The following is a 13,739-nucleotide window of genomic DNA, read 5'->3' on the forward strand; positions in this document are numbered from 1 at the left end:
GACGTTTGCTTCGAACCATCGTGCGTGACGGAACCCAGGGACAGACCGATCGTTAATTTCCTTCACGATCGAGTGGAGGAAATGATGCGATTGGCCGGACTGGCGATGTCCGCACTGTTTCTCACGACCGCGGCTCTCGCCCAGCAGGCCGATCAGCCTGCGCTCAAAGGCGCGGCGGCTTTCGGCGACTGGCGGGCGGACAGGCCCGGTGTACGCCGGCTGATCAAGCCGGAAGACCTGCCTAAACCCTATGCCACCAAATCCGCCTCGAACGGCGCAGGCATTGTCGACATGCCGGCGAATGCGAAGCCACGCCTGCCGTCCGGGTTTTCGGCCGAGCTGATCGCCTCGGGGATCGACAATCCACGCGTCGTGCGCGTCGCGCCGAACGGCGACCTGTTCGTCGCCGACAGCGAAGCCAACCAGATCCGCGTCTATCGCCTGACGAAGGACAGCGCGAAACCCGCCGAAAACGGCATCTTCGCCGGCGGCCTCAACCAGCCCTATGGCATTGCCTTCTATCCCTTGGGCAACGACCCGCAATGGGTCTATGTCGCCAACAGCGACAGCATCGTGCGCTTTGCCTATCGCAATGGCGACCTGAAGGCCTCGGGTGACCCGCAAACCATCGTCGACAACATTCCGGCGAATCACCACTGGACGCGCGACATCGCCTTCTCGCCCGACGGCAAGACACTTTACCTCTCCGTCGGCTCCGGCTCGAATGTCGCCGAGGATATGGGCAAAAGACCCAGAGGCGGGCTCGATGCCTGGGTCAAGTCGAAGCCGCTCGGCGCCAGTTGGGGTTCCGAAGCGGGCCGGGCCGAGGTGCGAGCCTTCGACCCCGACGGCAAGAACGGCCGCGTCGTCGCCACCGGGCTGCGTAACTGTTCGGGCATGACCGTGCAGCCGGCAACCGGCGCGCCGTGGTGCGTCGTCAACGAACGCGACGCACTCGGCGACAATGTGCCGGCCGAATACGCGACATCGGTCAGGGAAGGCGCCTTCTATGGCTGGCCCTGGTATTACATCGGCAACAATGAGGACCCGCGCCACAAGGGCGAGCGCCCCGACCTCGCCGGCAAGGCTGATATTCCCGACGTGCTGATGCAGGCGCATTCGGCGCCGCTCAACATCGCGTTCTATGATGGCAAAAGCTTTCCGCCGGAGTATCGAGGCGATGCCTTCGTGACCCTGCACGGCTCCTGGAACCGCGGCAACAGGACCGGCTACAAGATCGTCCGCCTCCTGTTCAAGGACGGCAAGCCGACCGGGGAATATGAGGATTTCATGACCGGCTTCGTCGCCTCCAATGGCGAGGTCTGGGGCCGGCCCGTGGGCGTGGCGGTGGCCGGCGACGGATCGTTGATCGTGAGCGAAGACGGCAACGGCACGATCTGGCGCGTGACTTATAGCGGCGGCCGATCCTGACCCGTCCTTGCGGCCGGACCATTGCCGTCTGGTGTAAGCGAATCCCGCGCGCAGGGCGTTCTCCCGGAGCCCGCCTCGTGCGACAAGGGCATACTCGCCCTTGGACGCCGACACCATGACCCTCACCGGGTTCCTTGCCTACAGCGCCGCTCTCGGCATCGCCGCCGCCATTCCCGGCCCCGGCATCACCGCCCTGGTCGCGCGTGCGCTCGGCTCGGGCTTTCGCTCTTCGCTCGCCATGTCCTTCGGCCTGATGCTCGGCGACCTCATCTATCTGACCGCCGTGGTGCTCGGCCTCGCCTTCGTGGCGCAGGAGTTCGGCATGGTTTTCCTGGCGATCAAATGGGCCGGCGTCGCCTATCTCGCTTTCCTCGGCTGGCGCTTCTGGACCGCCGGTATCACACCCGAAACCATCGAAGCCAGGAAGGGCAAGGGCGGATTGCCGTCGAGCTTCGCCGCCGGCCTCACCGTGACGCTCGGCAATCCAAAGACCATGATCTTCTACCTCGCCATCACGCCGACCATCGTCGACCTGAAGACGATCACGCTTGCCGATTACGGCATTCTCGTCGCGCTGACGGTCGTCGTCCTGTTCGTCGTGCTGGTGCCCTACCTGGCGCTCGCCGCCAAGGCACGCTGGTTCCTGAAGTCGCCGCGCGCGCTCAAGGTGCTGAACCGCACCGCCGGCGCCTTCATGGTTGGCGCGGCGGCGGCGATCGCTGCTCGTCAGTAGGTCGTTTCGGCCAAACCATTCCGTGGCCCGGCTGTTTCGAGAAATGCTTTTCCGAGGGCCAGGCGTTTTCAGCACACGCCCCCCTCGGATATTTTCGAGCCGCAGCCTATCTTGCGCGGTTGAAAGCCCTATTCTGTCGGCTACTGCCAATTGCTGAAATCCAGGGAGCGAAACCAATGAACAAGCCCGTTACCTCCGCCCGCGTGCCCGGCCGCGGCCGCATCTACAACTCCATCACCGACACGATCGGCGACACGCCCCTGGTACGGCTCGACAAGTTCGCCAAGGAGAAGGGCATCGTCGCCAATCTGGTCGCCAAGCTCGAATTCTTCAATCCGATCGCCTCGGTCAAGGACCGTATCGGCGTGGCGATGATCGAGGCGCTGGAGGCAGCCGGCAAGATCACGCCCGGCAAGACCACGCTGATCGAACCGACATCGGGCAACACCGGCATCGCGCTGGCCTTCGCCGCCGCCGCCAAGGGCTACAAGCTGATCCTGACCATGCCGGAGACGATGTCGGTCGAGCGCCGCAAGATGCTGGCGCTGCTCGGCGCCGAACTGGTGCTGACCGAAGGCCCGAAAGGCATGAAGGGCGCCATCGCCAAGGCCGACGAACTGGCCGCGACGATCCCCAACGCCATCATTCCGCAGCAGTTCGAAAACCCGGCCAATCCGGAAATCCATCGCAAGACGACAGCGGAGGAAATCTGGAACGACACGCAGGGCGAGATCGACATCTTCGTCGCCGGCATCGGCACAGGCGGCACCATCACCGGCGTCGGCCAGGTGTTGAAGAAGCGCAAGCCCGCGCTGCATGTAGTCGCCGTCGAACCGGATGCCTCGCCGGTGCTGTCGGGCGGCCAGCCCGGCCCGCACAAGATCCAGGGCATCGGCGCCGGCTTCGCGCCCAAGATCCTCGACACCACGGTCTATGACGAGATCGTCAAGGTCTCGAACGAGGATTCCGTCGCCAATGCGCGCCTCATCGCCCGCCTCGAGGGCGTGCCGGTCGGCATCTCGTCGGGCGCGGCGCTGCAGGCAGCGATCGTCGTCGGTTCGCGGCCGGAGAACAAGGGCAAGACCCTGGTCGTGGTCATCCCCGATTTCGCCGAGCGCTATTTGTCGACGATCCTGTTCGAGGGGCTTGGGGCTTAGGGTTTCGAACTCCCGTCTTTCCTTCTTCCCTTGTGGGAGAAGGTGGATCGGCGCGTTAGCGCCGAGACGGATTAGGGGTGTTCCAGCGGAGTGAGACGTTGGTGGTCCCTGGAGCACCCCTCATCCGACCTCGCTTCGCGAGGCCACCTTCTCCCACAAGGGGAGAAGGAAAGGCCCCGTGAGCCTGGCCCGCAGAAAAACCTGCCGTGGCGCGCCGTACCCGACTTGAGCAGACCGCTGCTCCGGTGCAAACCTCCAGCGGCCCTGGTTCGGGCCGGGGGAGGATTTCATGTACAAGCTCTACACGCGCCCCGGCAGCGGCGGTTTCGTCGTCGAGGCTGCACTGGCGCTGATCGATGCGCCTTTCGAACAGATCGACGTGCCGAAGAACGAGGCGCCCGATCCGGCCTTTCTCGCCATCAGCCCGTTGAACCAGGTGCCGGTGCTGACCTTGCCGGACGGGCGCTCGGTCACCGAATCGGCGGCGATCTGCATCCTGCTCGCCGAACGCCACCCACAGGCCGGCCTGGCGCCGGCGGCCGAGGAACCGGCGCGCGCGGAGTTCCTGCGCTGGATGGCGTTCATGTCCTCGGTGCTCTACCCGGCGGTGCTGCGGCTCTACTATGCCCATCGCTACACGGCGGATGCCGAGGGTACGAAGGCGGTGAAACAGGCGGCGGTCGCCGAGATGGACCGTGGTTTTGCAGTCGTCGATGCCGCCTTGCGCGGCCGCGACTGGCTCGTCGGCGATAAGATGTCGCTGGCCGACATCTATCTCGTCATGCTGGTGGCCTGGCATCCCGACATCGACAGGGCGCGGGCGGCCTGGCCTGATATCGAACGCCTGTGGGCGCGGTTGCGCCAGCACCCGCTTATGAAGACGCTCAACACCTCGCACGAGATGTGGCCGGTCTGATCGGCCGAAAAAGCCGCCCGCGCGCACGACCTCACTGTATGAGCGCGGTGCGTTTTGCCTGCAGGAAGCGGCGCACCGCCGGATCGCGCTCGAGGCCGATCGCGCGATCATAGGCCTCGACCGCCTGCGGTCCCTGGCCGAGCCTGGCCAGGAGACCGGCACGCGCGGCCCAGTAGGGCTGATAGCCGTTGAGCCGCTTGTCGTCACCCAGCACGTAAAGGGCGGCCAACCCCGCCACCGCGCCCTCGGTCTCGGCGATCGCCACCGCGCGGTTGATCGCCACCACCGGCGATCCCGCGATCGAAAACAGCGCGTCGTAGAGTTCGCGAATCGCGATCCAGTCGGTGCGACCGGTGAGCCGCCGCGCCGCATGGACGGACTGCACGGCCGCCTCCAGCTGGTAGCGGCCGATGACGCCCTTGGTGGCGGCGCCGCGAAGACATGCTTCGGCCTCGTCGACCAGGGCATGATCCCACAATGCATGGTCCTGTTCGGCGAGCGGCACATAGTCTCCGGCCGTGTCGCGACGCGCCGCGCGGCGCGCCTCGGCGAACAGCATCAGCGACAGCAGGCCCAGCGCCTCCGGCTCGTCCGGCAGCAGCGAGGCCACCAGCCGGCCGAGCCAGATGCCTTCGGTGGCGAGGTTGCGGTGCCGCGTCTCGGTACCGGTCGGATCTGACCAGCCCTCGGCGAAAGCGGCGTAGATCGCCTCCAGCACCGCATCCAGCCTTTCACCGAGTTCGGCCCGCTCCGGCACGCGGAACGGAATGCCGGTCTCGCGGATGCGGCTCTTGGCGCGCACCAGGCGCTGGCCCATCGTGGCCGGCGAGAGCAGGAAGGCGGAAGCGATCGTGGCGGCATCGAAGCCGAGGATGGTCTGCAGGATCAGCGGCGCCCGCACGCCGGGTTCGATCGCCGGATGGGCGCAGGCGAACATCAGCCGCAATCGTTCGTCGGGCAGGTCCTCGTCGGTCATGCGCGCCTCCGTCTCCTCGGCAATCAGCTTGAGATGGTCACGGCCGGCTTCGCTGGTCAGCCGCCGCCGCACCGCATCGACACGCCGCCGCCTGGCCACGGCGAGCAACCAGGCTTCCGGCTTTTCAGGCACGCCGGAGCGCGGCCAGCGTTCGAGCGCCGCGGCAAAGGCGTCGGCCAGCGCATCCTCGGCGGCGGCCACGTCGCGCGTGCGCGCGGCGAGCCAGGCGACCAGCTTGCCATAGCTCTGCCGGGCGGCGGCCTCGGCGACCGCCCGGGCGATCTCCGGGCGACTGTCCATCACGCCGTCACTTCTTGGGCATATAGTCGGCCATTTCCCAGATCGGCCGCAGCTCGACCGTGCCGGTGCTGGCCGCCGGACAGCGTGCCGCCCAGTCGATGGCGGTATCGATGTCGGCCGCCTCGATCATGTAGAAACCGGCAAGCTGCTCCTTGGTGTCGGCATAGGGGCCGTCGATCACGTTGGTCTTGCCGTCGGCGATCCGCACCGAGGTGGTCGCCTGGGTCGGACGCAGCCTTTCGCCGGCCAGCCACGCCCCGGACTTCTTCAACGCCTCGGTATAGGCGGCATAGGCCGCGCTCATCTGCTGGGCTTTCTCGATCGGCGTGTTCGCCAGCGCGGCTTCGTCGTTGTTGATCAAAAGCATGTATCGCATGGGTCTTCTCCCGTGGTTTCGAGGGCCGCGTCCTTGCGGGGCCAGACGTATGTCGCGCGGCGGTGGCCGATTTCGACAGGTTGCGGAAAAAACTTTCGTCTCCGGCCGCGCCTTGTGCAAGCGGGCATGCGATTCAAGGGCTCGGGGGCCGGCATGGAGCCGCCGGAAGGTGCGGTGAGATGGCTGGTGGATTTATGCGCCCAGAATGGGCGCGCGGCGTCGCGTCATGCTCGCCCTCCGGCGCCACCGGCAATGGCTGGAAGCTGTACACGGATGGCTTGCATCAAAGGATGGGGAAGGCGGCTTGGGACGGTCGGTCACGCTGGCCTCGGCTGCTTATGTCCTGTGACACTAAGCCAGCCGATGGCGGTCTCAAAGACGCGGCGATGTCGCACGCTGTCTGCCGGCGAAGGCCGGACGTTCGGCGCGATAGGTCGTGGCGCGGGACGAGGCACCCGGCCTGCAGATGCGGCTGTTGTGGCGGCTCTCGAAAGTCATGGTCAGTGCGCGCCCAGCGAGGTGCCGCGACGGGCGCAGGCCGGACCGGGGCCGCGCATGTAGTAGCGCTCGGGCCGATAGGTCGGCGCGACGAATTCGCGGATGGCGGCGGCATAGCCGATGAGGTGCGTGAGGAAGTTCATTTTACCCGGTCCCTGTCCCGATTTTCGGATGTCCCTTCCGAATTGCGAGAACGATAGCATCAAGGCGTGAATACTCAGTGAACGCGATGTTAATTTTTGGTCGAAAACCCGTCGCTTCGTGGCCGGAATGCGGCTGATTCGGGGTGTTTCGGTGCTCCTTGTCGTCATTTCTGCTGGTGTGACTTTTGCATCACATATGTTTCGTTTGAATGTCGCCTTGGCGCGCTTTTGTTTCAACTTTCGAACCGTCCTTGGAATTTCCTTGCCGATGGCCGGTGGGACCGGAACCGGCCCGGGCAACGGACGTTGGGATCACGGCATTGCCGGCTCACAGGTGCTGCCTGCCGGCAGGCCGGACTCCCGCCACAAGCAAGAGCAATGGAAAGGCTGAAATCATGGGCTTCTTTTCGAAGGACATCAAAACACTGGACGATCTCTTCGTGCACACGCTGCGCGATATCTATTATGCCGAGAAGCAGATCGAGAAGGCGTTGCCGAAGATGATCGGCAAGGCAACCGATCCGCAATTGAAGGCCGGCTTCGAAAAACATCTCGAACAGACCAAGGGCCATATCGAACGCGTCGAGGAGGTGTTCGAGCTGCACGGCGTGAAGGCCAAGCCGGTGAATTGCCCGGCCATTGACGGCATTCTCGAGGAGGCCGACGACGTCAGCAGCGATGTCGATGACAAGGATGTTCTCGACGCCGCGCTGATCGCTTCCGCCCAGGCCGTCGAGCACTATGAGATGACCCGCTACGGCACCTTGATCGCCTGGGCCAAACAGCTCGGCCGCAGCGACTGCGCCAACGTGCTGGCCAAGAACCTCAAGGAAGAGCAGGCGACGGATCGCAAGCTGACCGAAATGGCGGAAAGCAAGATCAACCTGCAAGCCGCCGAATAGGGGCAGACAGCCGGGGCCGGCGGCAATCGCGCCGGCCCCGGCCGGATCGCGTTGGAACCGAGCGGGGTGGTCGTCCGTTCCAGCTGATCTTTCTCAAGGGGAAATCATCATGGCGCCGCGCCCGGCCTGGAAAGGCTATCTGAAGCTCTCGCTGGTCACGTGTGCCATCGAACTGACCAATGTCGTCACCCATGCCGAGAAGGTCTCGTTCCGCATCCTCAACCGCAAGACCGGCAATACGGTGAAGCGGATCTACGTCGATGCCGAGACCGGCAAGCCGATCGAGGACGGCGACGAGATCAAGGGCTACGAGATCGACAAGGGCGATTTCGTCCGTATAGAGGAGGACGAGATCGAGGCGGTGCAGATCGAATCCTCGCACACGATGAGCCTCGACGGCTTCGTCGACAAGGCCTCGATCGAGCAGATCTATCTCGACACGCCTTACTATGTCGCGCCGGCCGACACGGTTTCGGAAGAGGCCTTCGCCGTCATCCGCGACGCCATGGCGGGCAAGAAGATGGCGGGGCTTGCCCGCATCGTTCTGTACAGCCGCGAACGGCCCGTGGTCATCGAGCCGCTCGGCAAGGGCATGGTGCTGACGACGCTGCGCTACGACAACACGGTGCGCCAGCCGGAAAGCGTCTTCGGCGACATCAAGGCGGTGAAGACCGACCAGGAGATGACCGATCTCGCCGAACTCATCATCGACAAGAAGAAGGCGAAGTTCGATCCGTCGAAATTCGAGGACAAATATGAGGACGCCCTGCTCGAACTGATCCGCGCCAAGAAGGCGGGGCACAAGGCGCCGAAGGCCAAGGCCGCTCCCAAGCCCTCCAACGTCGTCAATCTGTTCGACGCGCTGAAGAAGAGCCTCTCGTCGGACTCCGGCCCGTCGAAACCATCATCCCAGGCGAAAGCCAAGCCGGCGACCAAAAGCGCCAAGGCGAAAAGCGTTGCGCCGAAGCGCAAATCGGCCTGAGGATACGAGATGGCAAGCCTCGAACAGTATCATTCGAAGCGCGACTTCAAGAAGACCGCGGAGCCGGCCGGCAAGGTTACGCGCGGGCAGAAGGGCGGCGGCATCTTCGTGATCCAGAAGCATGCCGCGACAAGGCTGCATTACGATTTTCGCCTCGAGCATGACGGCGTGCTGTGGAGCTGGGCGGTGACGCGCGGTCCTAGCCTCGACCCGCACGAAAAGCGGCTGGCCGTGCATGTCGAGGATCATCCCATCGACTATGCCGGCTTTGAAGGCACCATCCCCAAGGGCGAATATGGCGGCGGCTCGGTGCTCGTCTGGGACGAAGGAACCTGGACGCCCGAGGACGATCCCGCGAAGATGATGAAGAAGGGGCACATCAACTTCGAACTCGAGGGCCACAAGCTGCGTGGCAAATGGCATCTGGTGCGGCTGCGGCCGCGCCCGGGCGAAAAACGAGACAACTGGCTGCTGATCAAGTCCGACGATGCCGCCGCGCGCCCCGGCGAGGATATTCTCAACGACGAGCCGAAGTCGGTGAAATCAGGCCTGACGATCGAGGAGGTCGGCGAAGGCAAGGCGGCCAAGGGCGAGAAACCCAAAGTCTGGCACTCGAACAAGCCGGCCACCGGCAAGGCCAAGGCCGGGGCCAGGAAACTCGACTTCATCGAACCGCAGCTCGCCACGCTGGAGCGGGACGCACCGTCGGGCCAGGACTGGCTGCATGAGGTGAAGTTCGACGGCTATCGCATGCAGGCGCAGATCGCCGGCACCGACGTGCGGCTCTTGACCCGAACCGGCCTCGACTGGACGGAAAAATTCGGCGGCGAGATCGCGGCCGAACTCGCCGGGCTGAAATGCAGCGATGCCATCATCGACGGGGAGATCGTCGTGCTGGCCGACAGCGGCGTGTCGTCCTTCGCGCTGCTGCAGCAGGATCTGTCGGCGAAGCGGACGAACCGGTTCATCTACTATGTGTTCGACCTGATGCGGCTCGACGGCAAGGATTTGCGGCGGGAACCGCTGGTCGAGCGCAAGCAGGCCTTGCAGGACCTGCTCGGCGAGCAGGCCGACAATGCGGCGGTGCGTTTCTCCGACCATTTTGCCGAACCCGGCAAGATCATGCTGGAACATGCCTGCCGCATGGGGCTGGAAGGCGTCGTCTCAAAACGCTCCGATGCGCCCTACCGCGGCGGGCGCGGTCCGGCATGGGTCAAATCGAAGTGCACGGCGCGGCAGGAATTCGTCATCGGCGGCTATCTGCCGTCTGACAAGACCGGACGCGGCCTGCGTTCGCTGCTGGTCGGCTATTACGAAGACGGCCGCCTGCACTATGCCGGCCGGGTCGGCACCGGCTTCTCCACCAAGGGCGCCAACGACCTGAAGAAGAGGCTCGATGCGCTGACGGCGGACGCCTCGCCCTTCGATGCGGCGGTGCCGAAGGGCAAGGGCCTTGTCTGGGTCAGGCCGGAACTGGTCGGCGAAGTGGAGTTTCGCAGCTGGACCTCGGACCGTATAATACGCCATGCTTCGTTCCAGGGGCTGCGCGAGGACAAGCCGGCGGAGGAAGTCGTGCAGGAAAAGCCAAAGGCGGCGACAGGCAAGCCAGCGACAGGCAAGGGCCCGGCAAAGGCCAAGCCGGCGGCAAGCAGCGCCGGTAGGCCTGCCGGCGGGATGACGACCTCCGTAAAGCTCTCCCATCCCGACAAGCTTTTGTGGCCCGACGAGAAGATATCGAAGCAGGACCTGCTCGACCATTACGCGCTGGTCTGGCCGCGCATGGAACAGTTCGTCGTCAACCGGCCGCTAAGCCTGGTGCGCGCACCGGACGGCGTTGGCGGGCAGCGCTTCTTCCAGAAACACGCCTCCCCCGGAATGAGCGACAAGATCGCCCGGATGAGGGACCCCGGGGATGGCGAGGAAATCCTGTTCATCCGGGATTTCGACGGGGTCGCGGCGCTCGTCCAGTATGGTGTGGTCGAGATCCATATCTGGGGCTGCATGATCGACAAGCTCGAACAGCCGGACCAGATCGTTTTCGACCTCGACCCCGATGAGGGCGTCGATGTGAAGGCGGTGCGCGAGGCGGCGCTCGACATCAGGGGCAAGCTCGACGAGCTGTCGTTGCCGAATTTCGTCAAGACTTCGGGCGGCAAGGGCTTTCATGTCGTCGTGCCGCTGAAACCGTCGGCGGATTGGGCCGAAGTCAAAGACTTCGCCCATGATTTCGCCAGGGCGCTGGAGCAGGGTGCCCGCGACCGCTACACGGCGACGCTGTCGAAGAAGGCGCGTACGGGAAAAATCTTCGTCGACTATCTGCGCAATGGCAGCGGCGCGACCACCGTCGCACCTTACTCCTCACGGGCCAAGAAGGGCGCGACGGTGTCCATGCCGGTGACCTGGGCCGAGATCGAGGCCGGCCTGGCGCCGAACGCCTTCCCGATCGGCGACAAGACGACGTTGGCGAAGCTGGCGGAAGCCGATCCCTGGAAGGACTTTTTCAGGCAGGGGAAGGCTTTGAAGCGGGGGTAATTCGACACTTTCGACGCCGGGGGGCGCTGTCCCGCCGGCTTTGCGAAAATGAGCGCCGCCGACCTCTTATCCCAAAAACACCCTTTCGAACGCCTGCTTGCCCGGCGGCGAAAATACCACCGCGCGGCTGTCCTTCTCGCGGCGTGCCCATTTCTCGGCAAGGATCTTGTCGAGGATGGCGGCGCCCAGCGTGCCGGCGAGGTGCGAGCGCCGCACGCTCCAGTCGAGGCAGGCGCGGCACACGGGCCGCCTAGGCTTGGTGTAGACATCGATGCCGATCGCCGCGAAGTGCGAGGCCGCGGACGGGCCGAGCCTGATCTCCTGGCCGTCGCGGACCAATATGTTCTTGTCGACAAGACGATCCAGCATCGCAACGGCCCGTTCGCCGGCAAGATGATCGTAGCAGACGCGCGCGATGCGCATCGCGCCGTCGCGGGGGCCCGGCCGCACGCGCTTTGGGCCGACGGCTTCGGCCACGCCGGTGATGGCTTCGATCATGCCGGCCACTTGCGGGCCGGCCAGACCGTAATAGCGATGCCGGCCCTGGCTGGCCACGGTCAGCAGTCCGCCCTCCATCAGTTTCGACAGATGCGAGGACGCGGTCGGCAACGACACGCCGGCCTCCAGCGCCAGTTCGCTCGCGGTCAATGCCGTGCCGCCCATCAGGGCGTTCAGCATGTTGGCGCGGGCCGGATCGCCGACCAGGCTGGCGATGCGGGCAATATCGGGTCCTTCGCGCATGGTTTGATCCTCATCGAAACATTCTTGTCAGATAACCAGTATTCTCGGCCCAGTTCAAGGAGCTGGCATGATGGCTCCTGACACCAGACTGACTAGCACAGAGATGCGCGTGACGTTTCGACCGCCCTCGAACCGTCGTTGCAAACCCCGAGGAGACCGAGATGACCATCACCTGCTTCATCCGCTATGAGATCGACCCGTTCGGCAAGGCCGCCTTCGAGGAATATGCCCGCAATTGGGGCCAGGCCATTCCGCGCTGCGGCGCCGATCTGATCGGCTATTTCGCGCCGCACGAGGGCTCGGCCACGACGGCCTATGCCGCCTACAACATCGAAAACCTGGCGGCCTACGAAGCCTATCGCGCCCGGCTTGCCGCCGACCCCGCCGGCAAGGCAAACTACGAGTTCGCCCGCCGCGAACGATTCATCCTCAAGGAGGACCGCATGTTCCTGAAACTGGCGTCCGGCCCGCACGCGCCGCTGGTGAAGGTATGATCGCCGTCATCTTCGAGGTGCAGCCCGCGGAAGGCCGGCGCGAGGCTTATCTCGGCATCGCCGCCGAGTTGCGTCCGCTGCTCGACGGCATCGATGGATTCATTTCCGTCGAGCGCTTCCAGAGCCTGGCCGACCAGAACCGGATGCTGTCGCTGTCATTCTGGCGCGACGAGGAGGCGGTCAAGGCCTGGCGCAATACGGAAGAACACCGGCAGGCGCAGCAGGCCGGGCGCGGCGGTATCTTTGCCGGCTATAGATTGCGGATCGCCCATGTGGTGCGGGACTACGGGCTGGCCGAGAGGGACGAGGCGCCGGCGGACAGCCGGGCGGTGAATGGGTAGCGCCTTCCCTTCTCCCCTTGTGGGACAAAGTGGATCGGCGCGTCAGCGCCGAGACGGATGAGGGGTGTTCCAGCGGAGTGACACGTTGGTGTTCCCTGGAACACCCCTCATCCGACCTCGCTTCGCGAGGCCACCTTCCCCCACAAGGGGGGAAGGAAGAAGCGCGCCTCACGCATTCCCGATCAGCACGCCGGCCGCGAACACCAGGGCGCCGCCCAGCACCACCTGGAAGGCGGCGCGCAGGAACGGGGTCTGCATGTAGCGGTTCTGGACGAAGGCGATGGCCCACAATTCGAAGAACACCACCACGGCGGCAACGGCGGTGGCCGTCCAGAAATGCGGGATGAGGTAGGGTAGCGCGTGGCCGAGCCCGCCCGCGGACGTCATGACGCCGGTGGTGATGCCGCGTTTTACCGGCGAGCCCCTGCCCGACAATTTGCCGTCGTCGGAAGCGACCTCGGTGAAGCCCATTGAAATGCCGGCGCCGATCGAGGCGGCCAGCCCGACCAGAAAGGTCTGCCAGGTATCATGGGTCGCAAAGGCGGCGGCGAAGATCGGCGCCAGCGTCGAGACCGATCCATCCATCAGACCAGCCAGCCCGGGCTGCACGTAGGTCAGGATGAACTGACGCTGTTCGGCGGCGGCCTCTTCGTCCTTCACATCGCCCGGTACGTGCGTCTGCTCCAGCGCATGAGCCGAGCTTTCATGGCCCTGTTCGGCCGCGGCCAGGTCGCCGAGCAGTTTGCGGGTCGAGGCGTCGGTGGTGCGCTTGGCCGCCTCGACATAAAACAGATAGGCCTGTCGCTCCATCGCCTCGGCCTGGCGGCGCACGGCCTCGACGCCGAGCGGCCGCACCAGCCAGTCGGGCTTGCGCTCATAATAGCCCTTCACATGTTCACGGCGGATCAACGGAATGCGCTCGCCGAAGCGCTTGCGGAAGAGTTCGATCAGCGAGTCGCGATGGCCGTCTTCCTCCTCGGCCATGGCTTCGAACAGTTTGGCCGACTGCGGGAAAGTCTCGGCCAGCCCGTCCGCATAGGCCCGGTAAATGCGCCCGTCATCTTCCTCCGATGAAATGGCCAGCGCCAGGATCTCCTGTTCGGAGAGCGATTCGAAGGGGCGGCGGCCGAAGCCGAAAACACGGGAAAGCATGAGAAAATCATCCTAGTTTAGAATGGTTCTAAACTAAGGTTTACGGCGTCCGTGGTCAATCGCGC

15 protein-coding genes are annotated in these 13,739 nt (G+C 64.8%); 10 read left to right on the top strand and 5 right to left on the bottom strand.

All coding sequences use genetic code 11. The features are described from left to right. The first annotated feature begins 81 nt into the window (after positions 1-81). From EN861_RS06115 to EN861_RS06130, 4 genes are all read left to right on the top strand, one after another. Complete coding sequence (locus tag EN861_RS06115) at positions 82-1,431, top strand: sorbosone dehydrogenase family protein (RefSeq protein WP_135862892.1); 1,350 nt, start codon at positions 82-84, stop codon at positions 1,429-1,431. Between the two features lie 115 nt (positions 1,432-1,546). Continuing rightward, positions 1,547-2,164: a LysE family translocator gene (locus EN861_RS06120; RefSeq protein ID WP_127277915.1), complete on the top strand. Its 618-nt coding sequence runs from the start codon at positions 1,547-1,549 to the stop codon at positions 2,162-2,164. 176 nt (positions 2,165-2,340) lie between these two features. Beyond that, positions 2,341-3,321 (top strand): cysteine synthase A, encoded by a 981-nt coding sequence (gene cysK, locus EN861_RS06125; RefSeq protein WP_127871084.1) that lies wholly within the window; start codon positions 2,341-2,343, stop codon positions 3,319-3,321. Between the two features lie 289 nt (positions 3,322-3,610). Beyond that, a complete protein-coding gene (locus EN861_RS06130; protein ID WP_135862894.1) occupies positions 3,611-4,237 on the top strand; it encodes a glutathione S-transferase family protein in 627 nt (208 codons plus the stop codon). A gap of 31 nt (positions 4,238-4,268) precedes the next feature. Here EN861_RS06130 and EN861_RS06135 read toward each other — a convergent pair whose 3' ends face one another. From EN861_RS06135 to EN861_RS06145, 3 genes are all read right to left on the bottom strand, one after another. Beyond that, positions 4,269-5,513, bottom strand: coding sequence for an RNA polymerase sigma factor (locus tag EN861_RS06135; RefSeq protein WP_135863011.1), 1,245 nt, complete (start codon positions 5,511-5,513; stop codon positions 4,269-4,271). Positions 5,514-5,520: 7 nt separating this feature from the next. Beyond that, complete coding sequence (locus tag EN861_RS06140; protein ID WP_127279426.1) at positions 5,521-5,889, bottom strand: YciI family protein; 369 nt, start codon at positions 5,887-5,889, stop codon at positions 5,521-5,523. A 500-nt stretch (positions 5,890-6,389) separates the two neighbouring features. Continuing rightward, entirely contained in the window at positions 6,390-6,530 is a 141-nt protein-coding gene (locus EN861_RS06145; RefSeq protein WP_013892047.1) for a hypothetical protein, read from the bottom strand. Between the two features lie 151 nt (positions 6,531-6,681). On the opposite strand from EN861_RS06145, the gene EN861_RS06150 reads away from it, so the two are divergent. The 4 genes from EN861_RS06150 (at position 6,682) to ligD (ending at position 10,946) form a co-directional block, all read left to right on the top strand. Further along, the gene (locus EN861_RS06150; protein ID WP_135862896.1) at positions 6,682-6,921 is read left to right on the top strand and encodes a hypothetical protein; all 240 of its coding nucleotides are present in this window, start codon (positions 6,682-6,684) and stop codon (positions 6,919-6,921) included. A gap of 4 nt (positions 6,922-6,925) precedes the next feature. Further along, positions 6,926-7,432: a ferritin-like domain-containing protein gene (locus EN861_RS06155; RefSeq protein ID WP_135862898.1), complete on the top strand. Its 507-nt coding sequence runs from the start codon at positions 6,926-6,928 to the stop codon at positions 7,430-7,432. 109 nt (positions 7,433-7,541) lie between these two features. After that, positions 7,542-8,414: a Ku protein gene (locus tag EN861_RS06160; protein ID WP_135862900.1), complete on the top strand. Its 873-nt coding sequence runs from the start codon at positions 7,542-7,544 to the stop codon at positions 8,412-8,414. A gap of 9 nt (positions 8,415-8,423) precedes the next feature. After that, positions 8,424-10,946: a DNA ligase D gene (gene ligD / locus EN861_RS06165; RefSeq protein WP_135862902.1), complete on the top strand. Its 2,523-nt coding sequence runs from the start codon at positions 8,424-8,426 to the stop codon at positions 10,944-10,946. Positions 10,947-11,012: 66 nt separating this feature from the next. Here ligD and EN861_RS06170 read toward each other — a convergent pair whose 3' ends face one another. Further along, the gene (locus EN861_RS06170; protein WP_135862904.1) at positions 11,013-11,687 is read right to left on the bottom strand and encodes a winged helix-turn-helix domain-containing protein; all 675 of its coding nucleotides are present in this window, start codon (positions 11,685-11,687) and stop codon (positions 11,013-11,015) included. Between the two features lie 161 nt (positions 11,688-11,848). Between EN861_RS06170 and EN861_RS06175 the strand changes: the two genes are divergently transcribed. Next, a complete protein-coding gene (locus EN861_RS06175; protein WP_127279421.1) occupies positions 11,849-12,181 on the top strand; it encodes an NIPSNAP family protein in 333 nt (110 codons plus the stop codon). Continuing rightward, positions 12,178-12,522, top strand: a complete 345-nt coding sequence (locus EN861_RS06180; protein ID WP_135862906.1) for an antibiotic biosynthesis monooxygenase — start codon at positions 12,178-12,180, stop codon at positions 12,520-12,522. Before EN861_RS06175 ends, EN861_RS06180 begins: the two co-directional genes overlap by 4 nt. Positions 12,523-12,690: 168 nt before the next feature. Here the strand turns inward: EN861_RS06180 and mbfA are convergent, their stop codons facing one another. Beyond that, positions 12,691-13,674, bottom strand: a complete 984-nt coding sequence (gene mbfA / locus EN861_RS06185; RefSeq protein WP_127280439.1) for an iron exporter MbfA — start codon at positions 13,672-13,674, stop codon at positions 12,691-12,693. Between the last annotated feature and the right edge of the window lie 65 nt (positions 13,675-13,739).

This window comes from Mesorhizobium sp. M8A.F.Ca.ET.218.01.1.1, from assembly GCF_004791165.1.
In the GTDB taxonomy this organism is placed as follows: domain Bacteria; phylum Pseudomonadota; class Alphaproteobacteria; order Rhizobiales; family Rhizobiaceae; genus Mesorhizobium.

Coding starts and splice junctions, on each gene's coding strand:
- EN861_RS06115 (WP_135862892.1), top strand. CDS start 82: ATGATGCGATTGGCCGGACTGGCGATGTCCGCACTGTTTCTCACGACC.
- EN861_RS06120 (WP_127277915.1), top strand. CDS start 1,547: ATGACCCTCACCGGGTTCCTTGCCTACAGCGCCGCTCTCGGCATCGCC.
- cysK (WP_127871084.1), top strand. CDS start 2,341: ATGAACAAGCCCGTTACCTCCGCCCGCGTGCCCGGCCGCGGCCGCATC.
- EN861_RS06130 (WP_135862894.1), top strand. CDS start 3,611: ATGTACAAGCTCTACACGCGCCCCGGCAGCGGCGGTTTCGTCGTCGAG.
- EN861_RS06135 (WP_135863011.1), bottom strand. CDS start 5,513: ATGGACAGTCGCCCGGAGATCGCCCGGGCGGTCGCCGAGGCCGCCGCC.
- EN861_RS06140 (WP_127279426.1), bottom strand. CDS start 5,889: ATGCGATACATGCTTTTGATCAACAACGACGAAGCCGCGCTGGCGAAC.
- EN861_RS06145 (WP_013892047.1), bottom strand. CDS start 6,530: ATGAACTTCCTCACGCACCTCATCGGCTATGCCGCCGCCATCCGCGAA.
- EN861_RS06155 (WP_135862898.1), top strand. CDS start 6,926: ATGGGCTTCTTTTCGAAGGACATCAAAACACTGGACGATCTCTTCGTG.
- EN861_RS06160 (WP_135862900.1), top strand. CDS start 7,542: ATGGCGCCGCGCCCGGCCTGGAAAGGCTATCTGAAGCTCTCGCTGGTC.
- ligD (WP_135862902.1), top strand. CDS start 8,424: ATGGCAAGCCTCGAACAGTATCATTCGAAGCGCGACTTCAAGAAGACC.
- EN861_RS06170 (WP_135862904.1), bottom strand. CDS start 11,687: ATGCGCGAAGGACCCGATATTGCCCGCATCGCCAGCCTGGTCGGCGAT.
- EN861_RS06175 (WP_127279421.1), top strand. CDS start 11,849: ATGACCATCACCTGCTTCATCCGCTATGAGATCGACCCGTTCGGCAAG.
- EN861_RS06180 (WP_135862906.1), top strand. CDS start 12,178: ATGATCGCCGTCATCTTCGAGGTGCAGCCCGCGGAAGGCCGGCGCGAG.
- mbfA (WP_127280439.1), bottom strand. CDS start 13,674: ATGCTTTCCCGTGTTTTCGGCTTCGGCCGCCGCCCCTTCGAATCGCTC.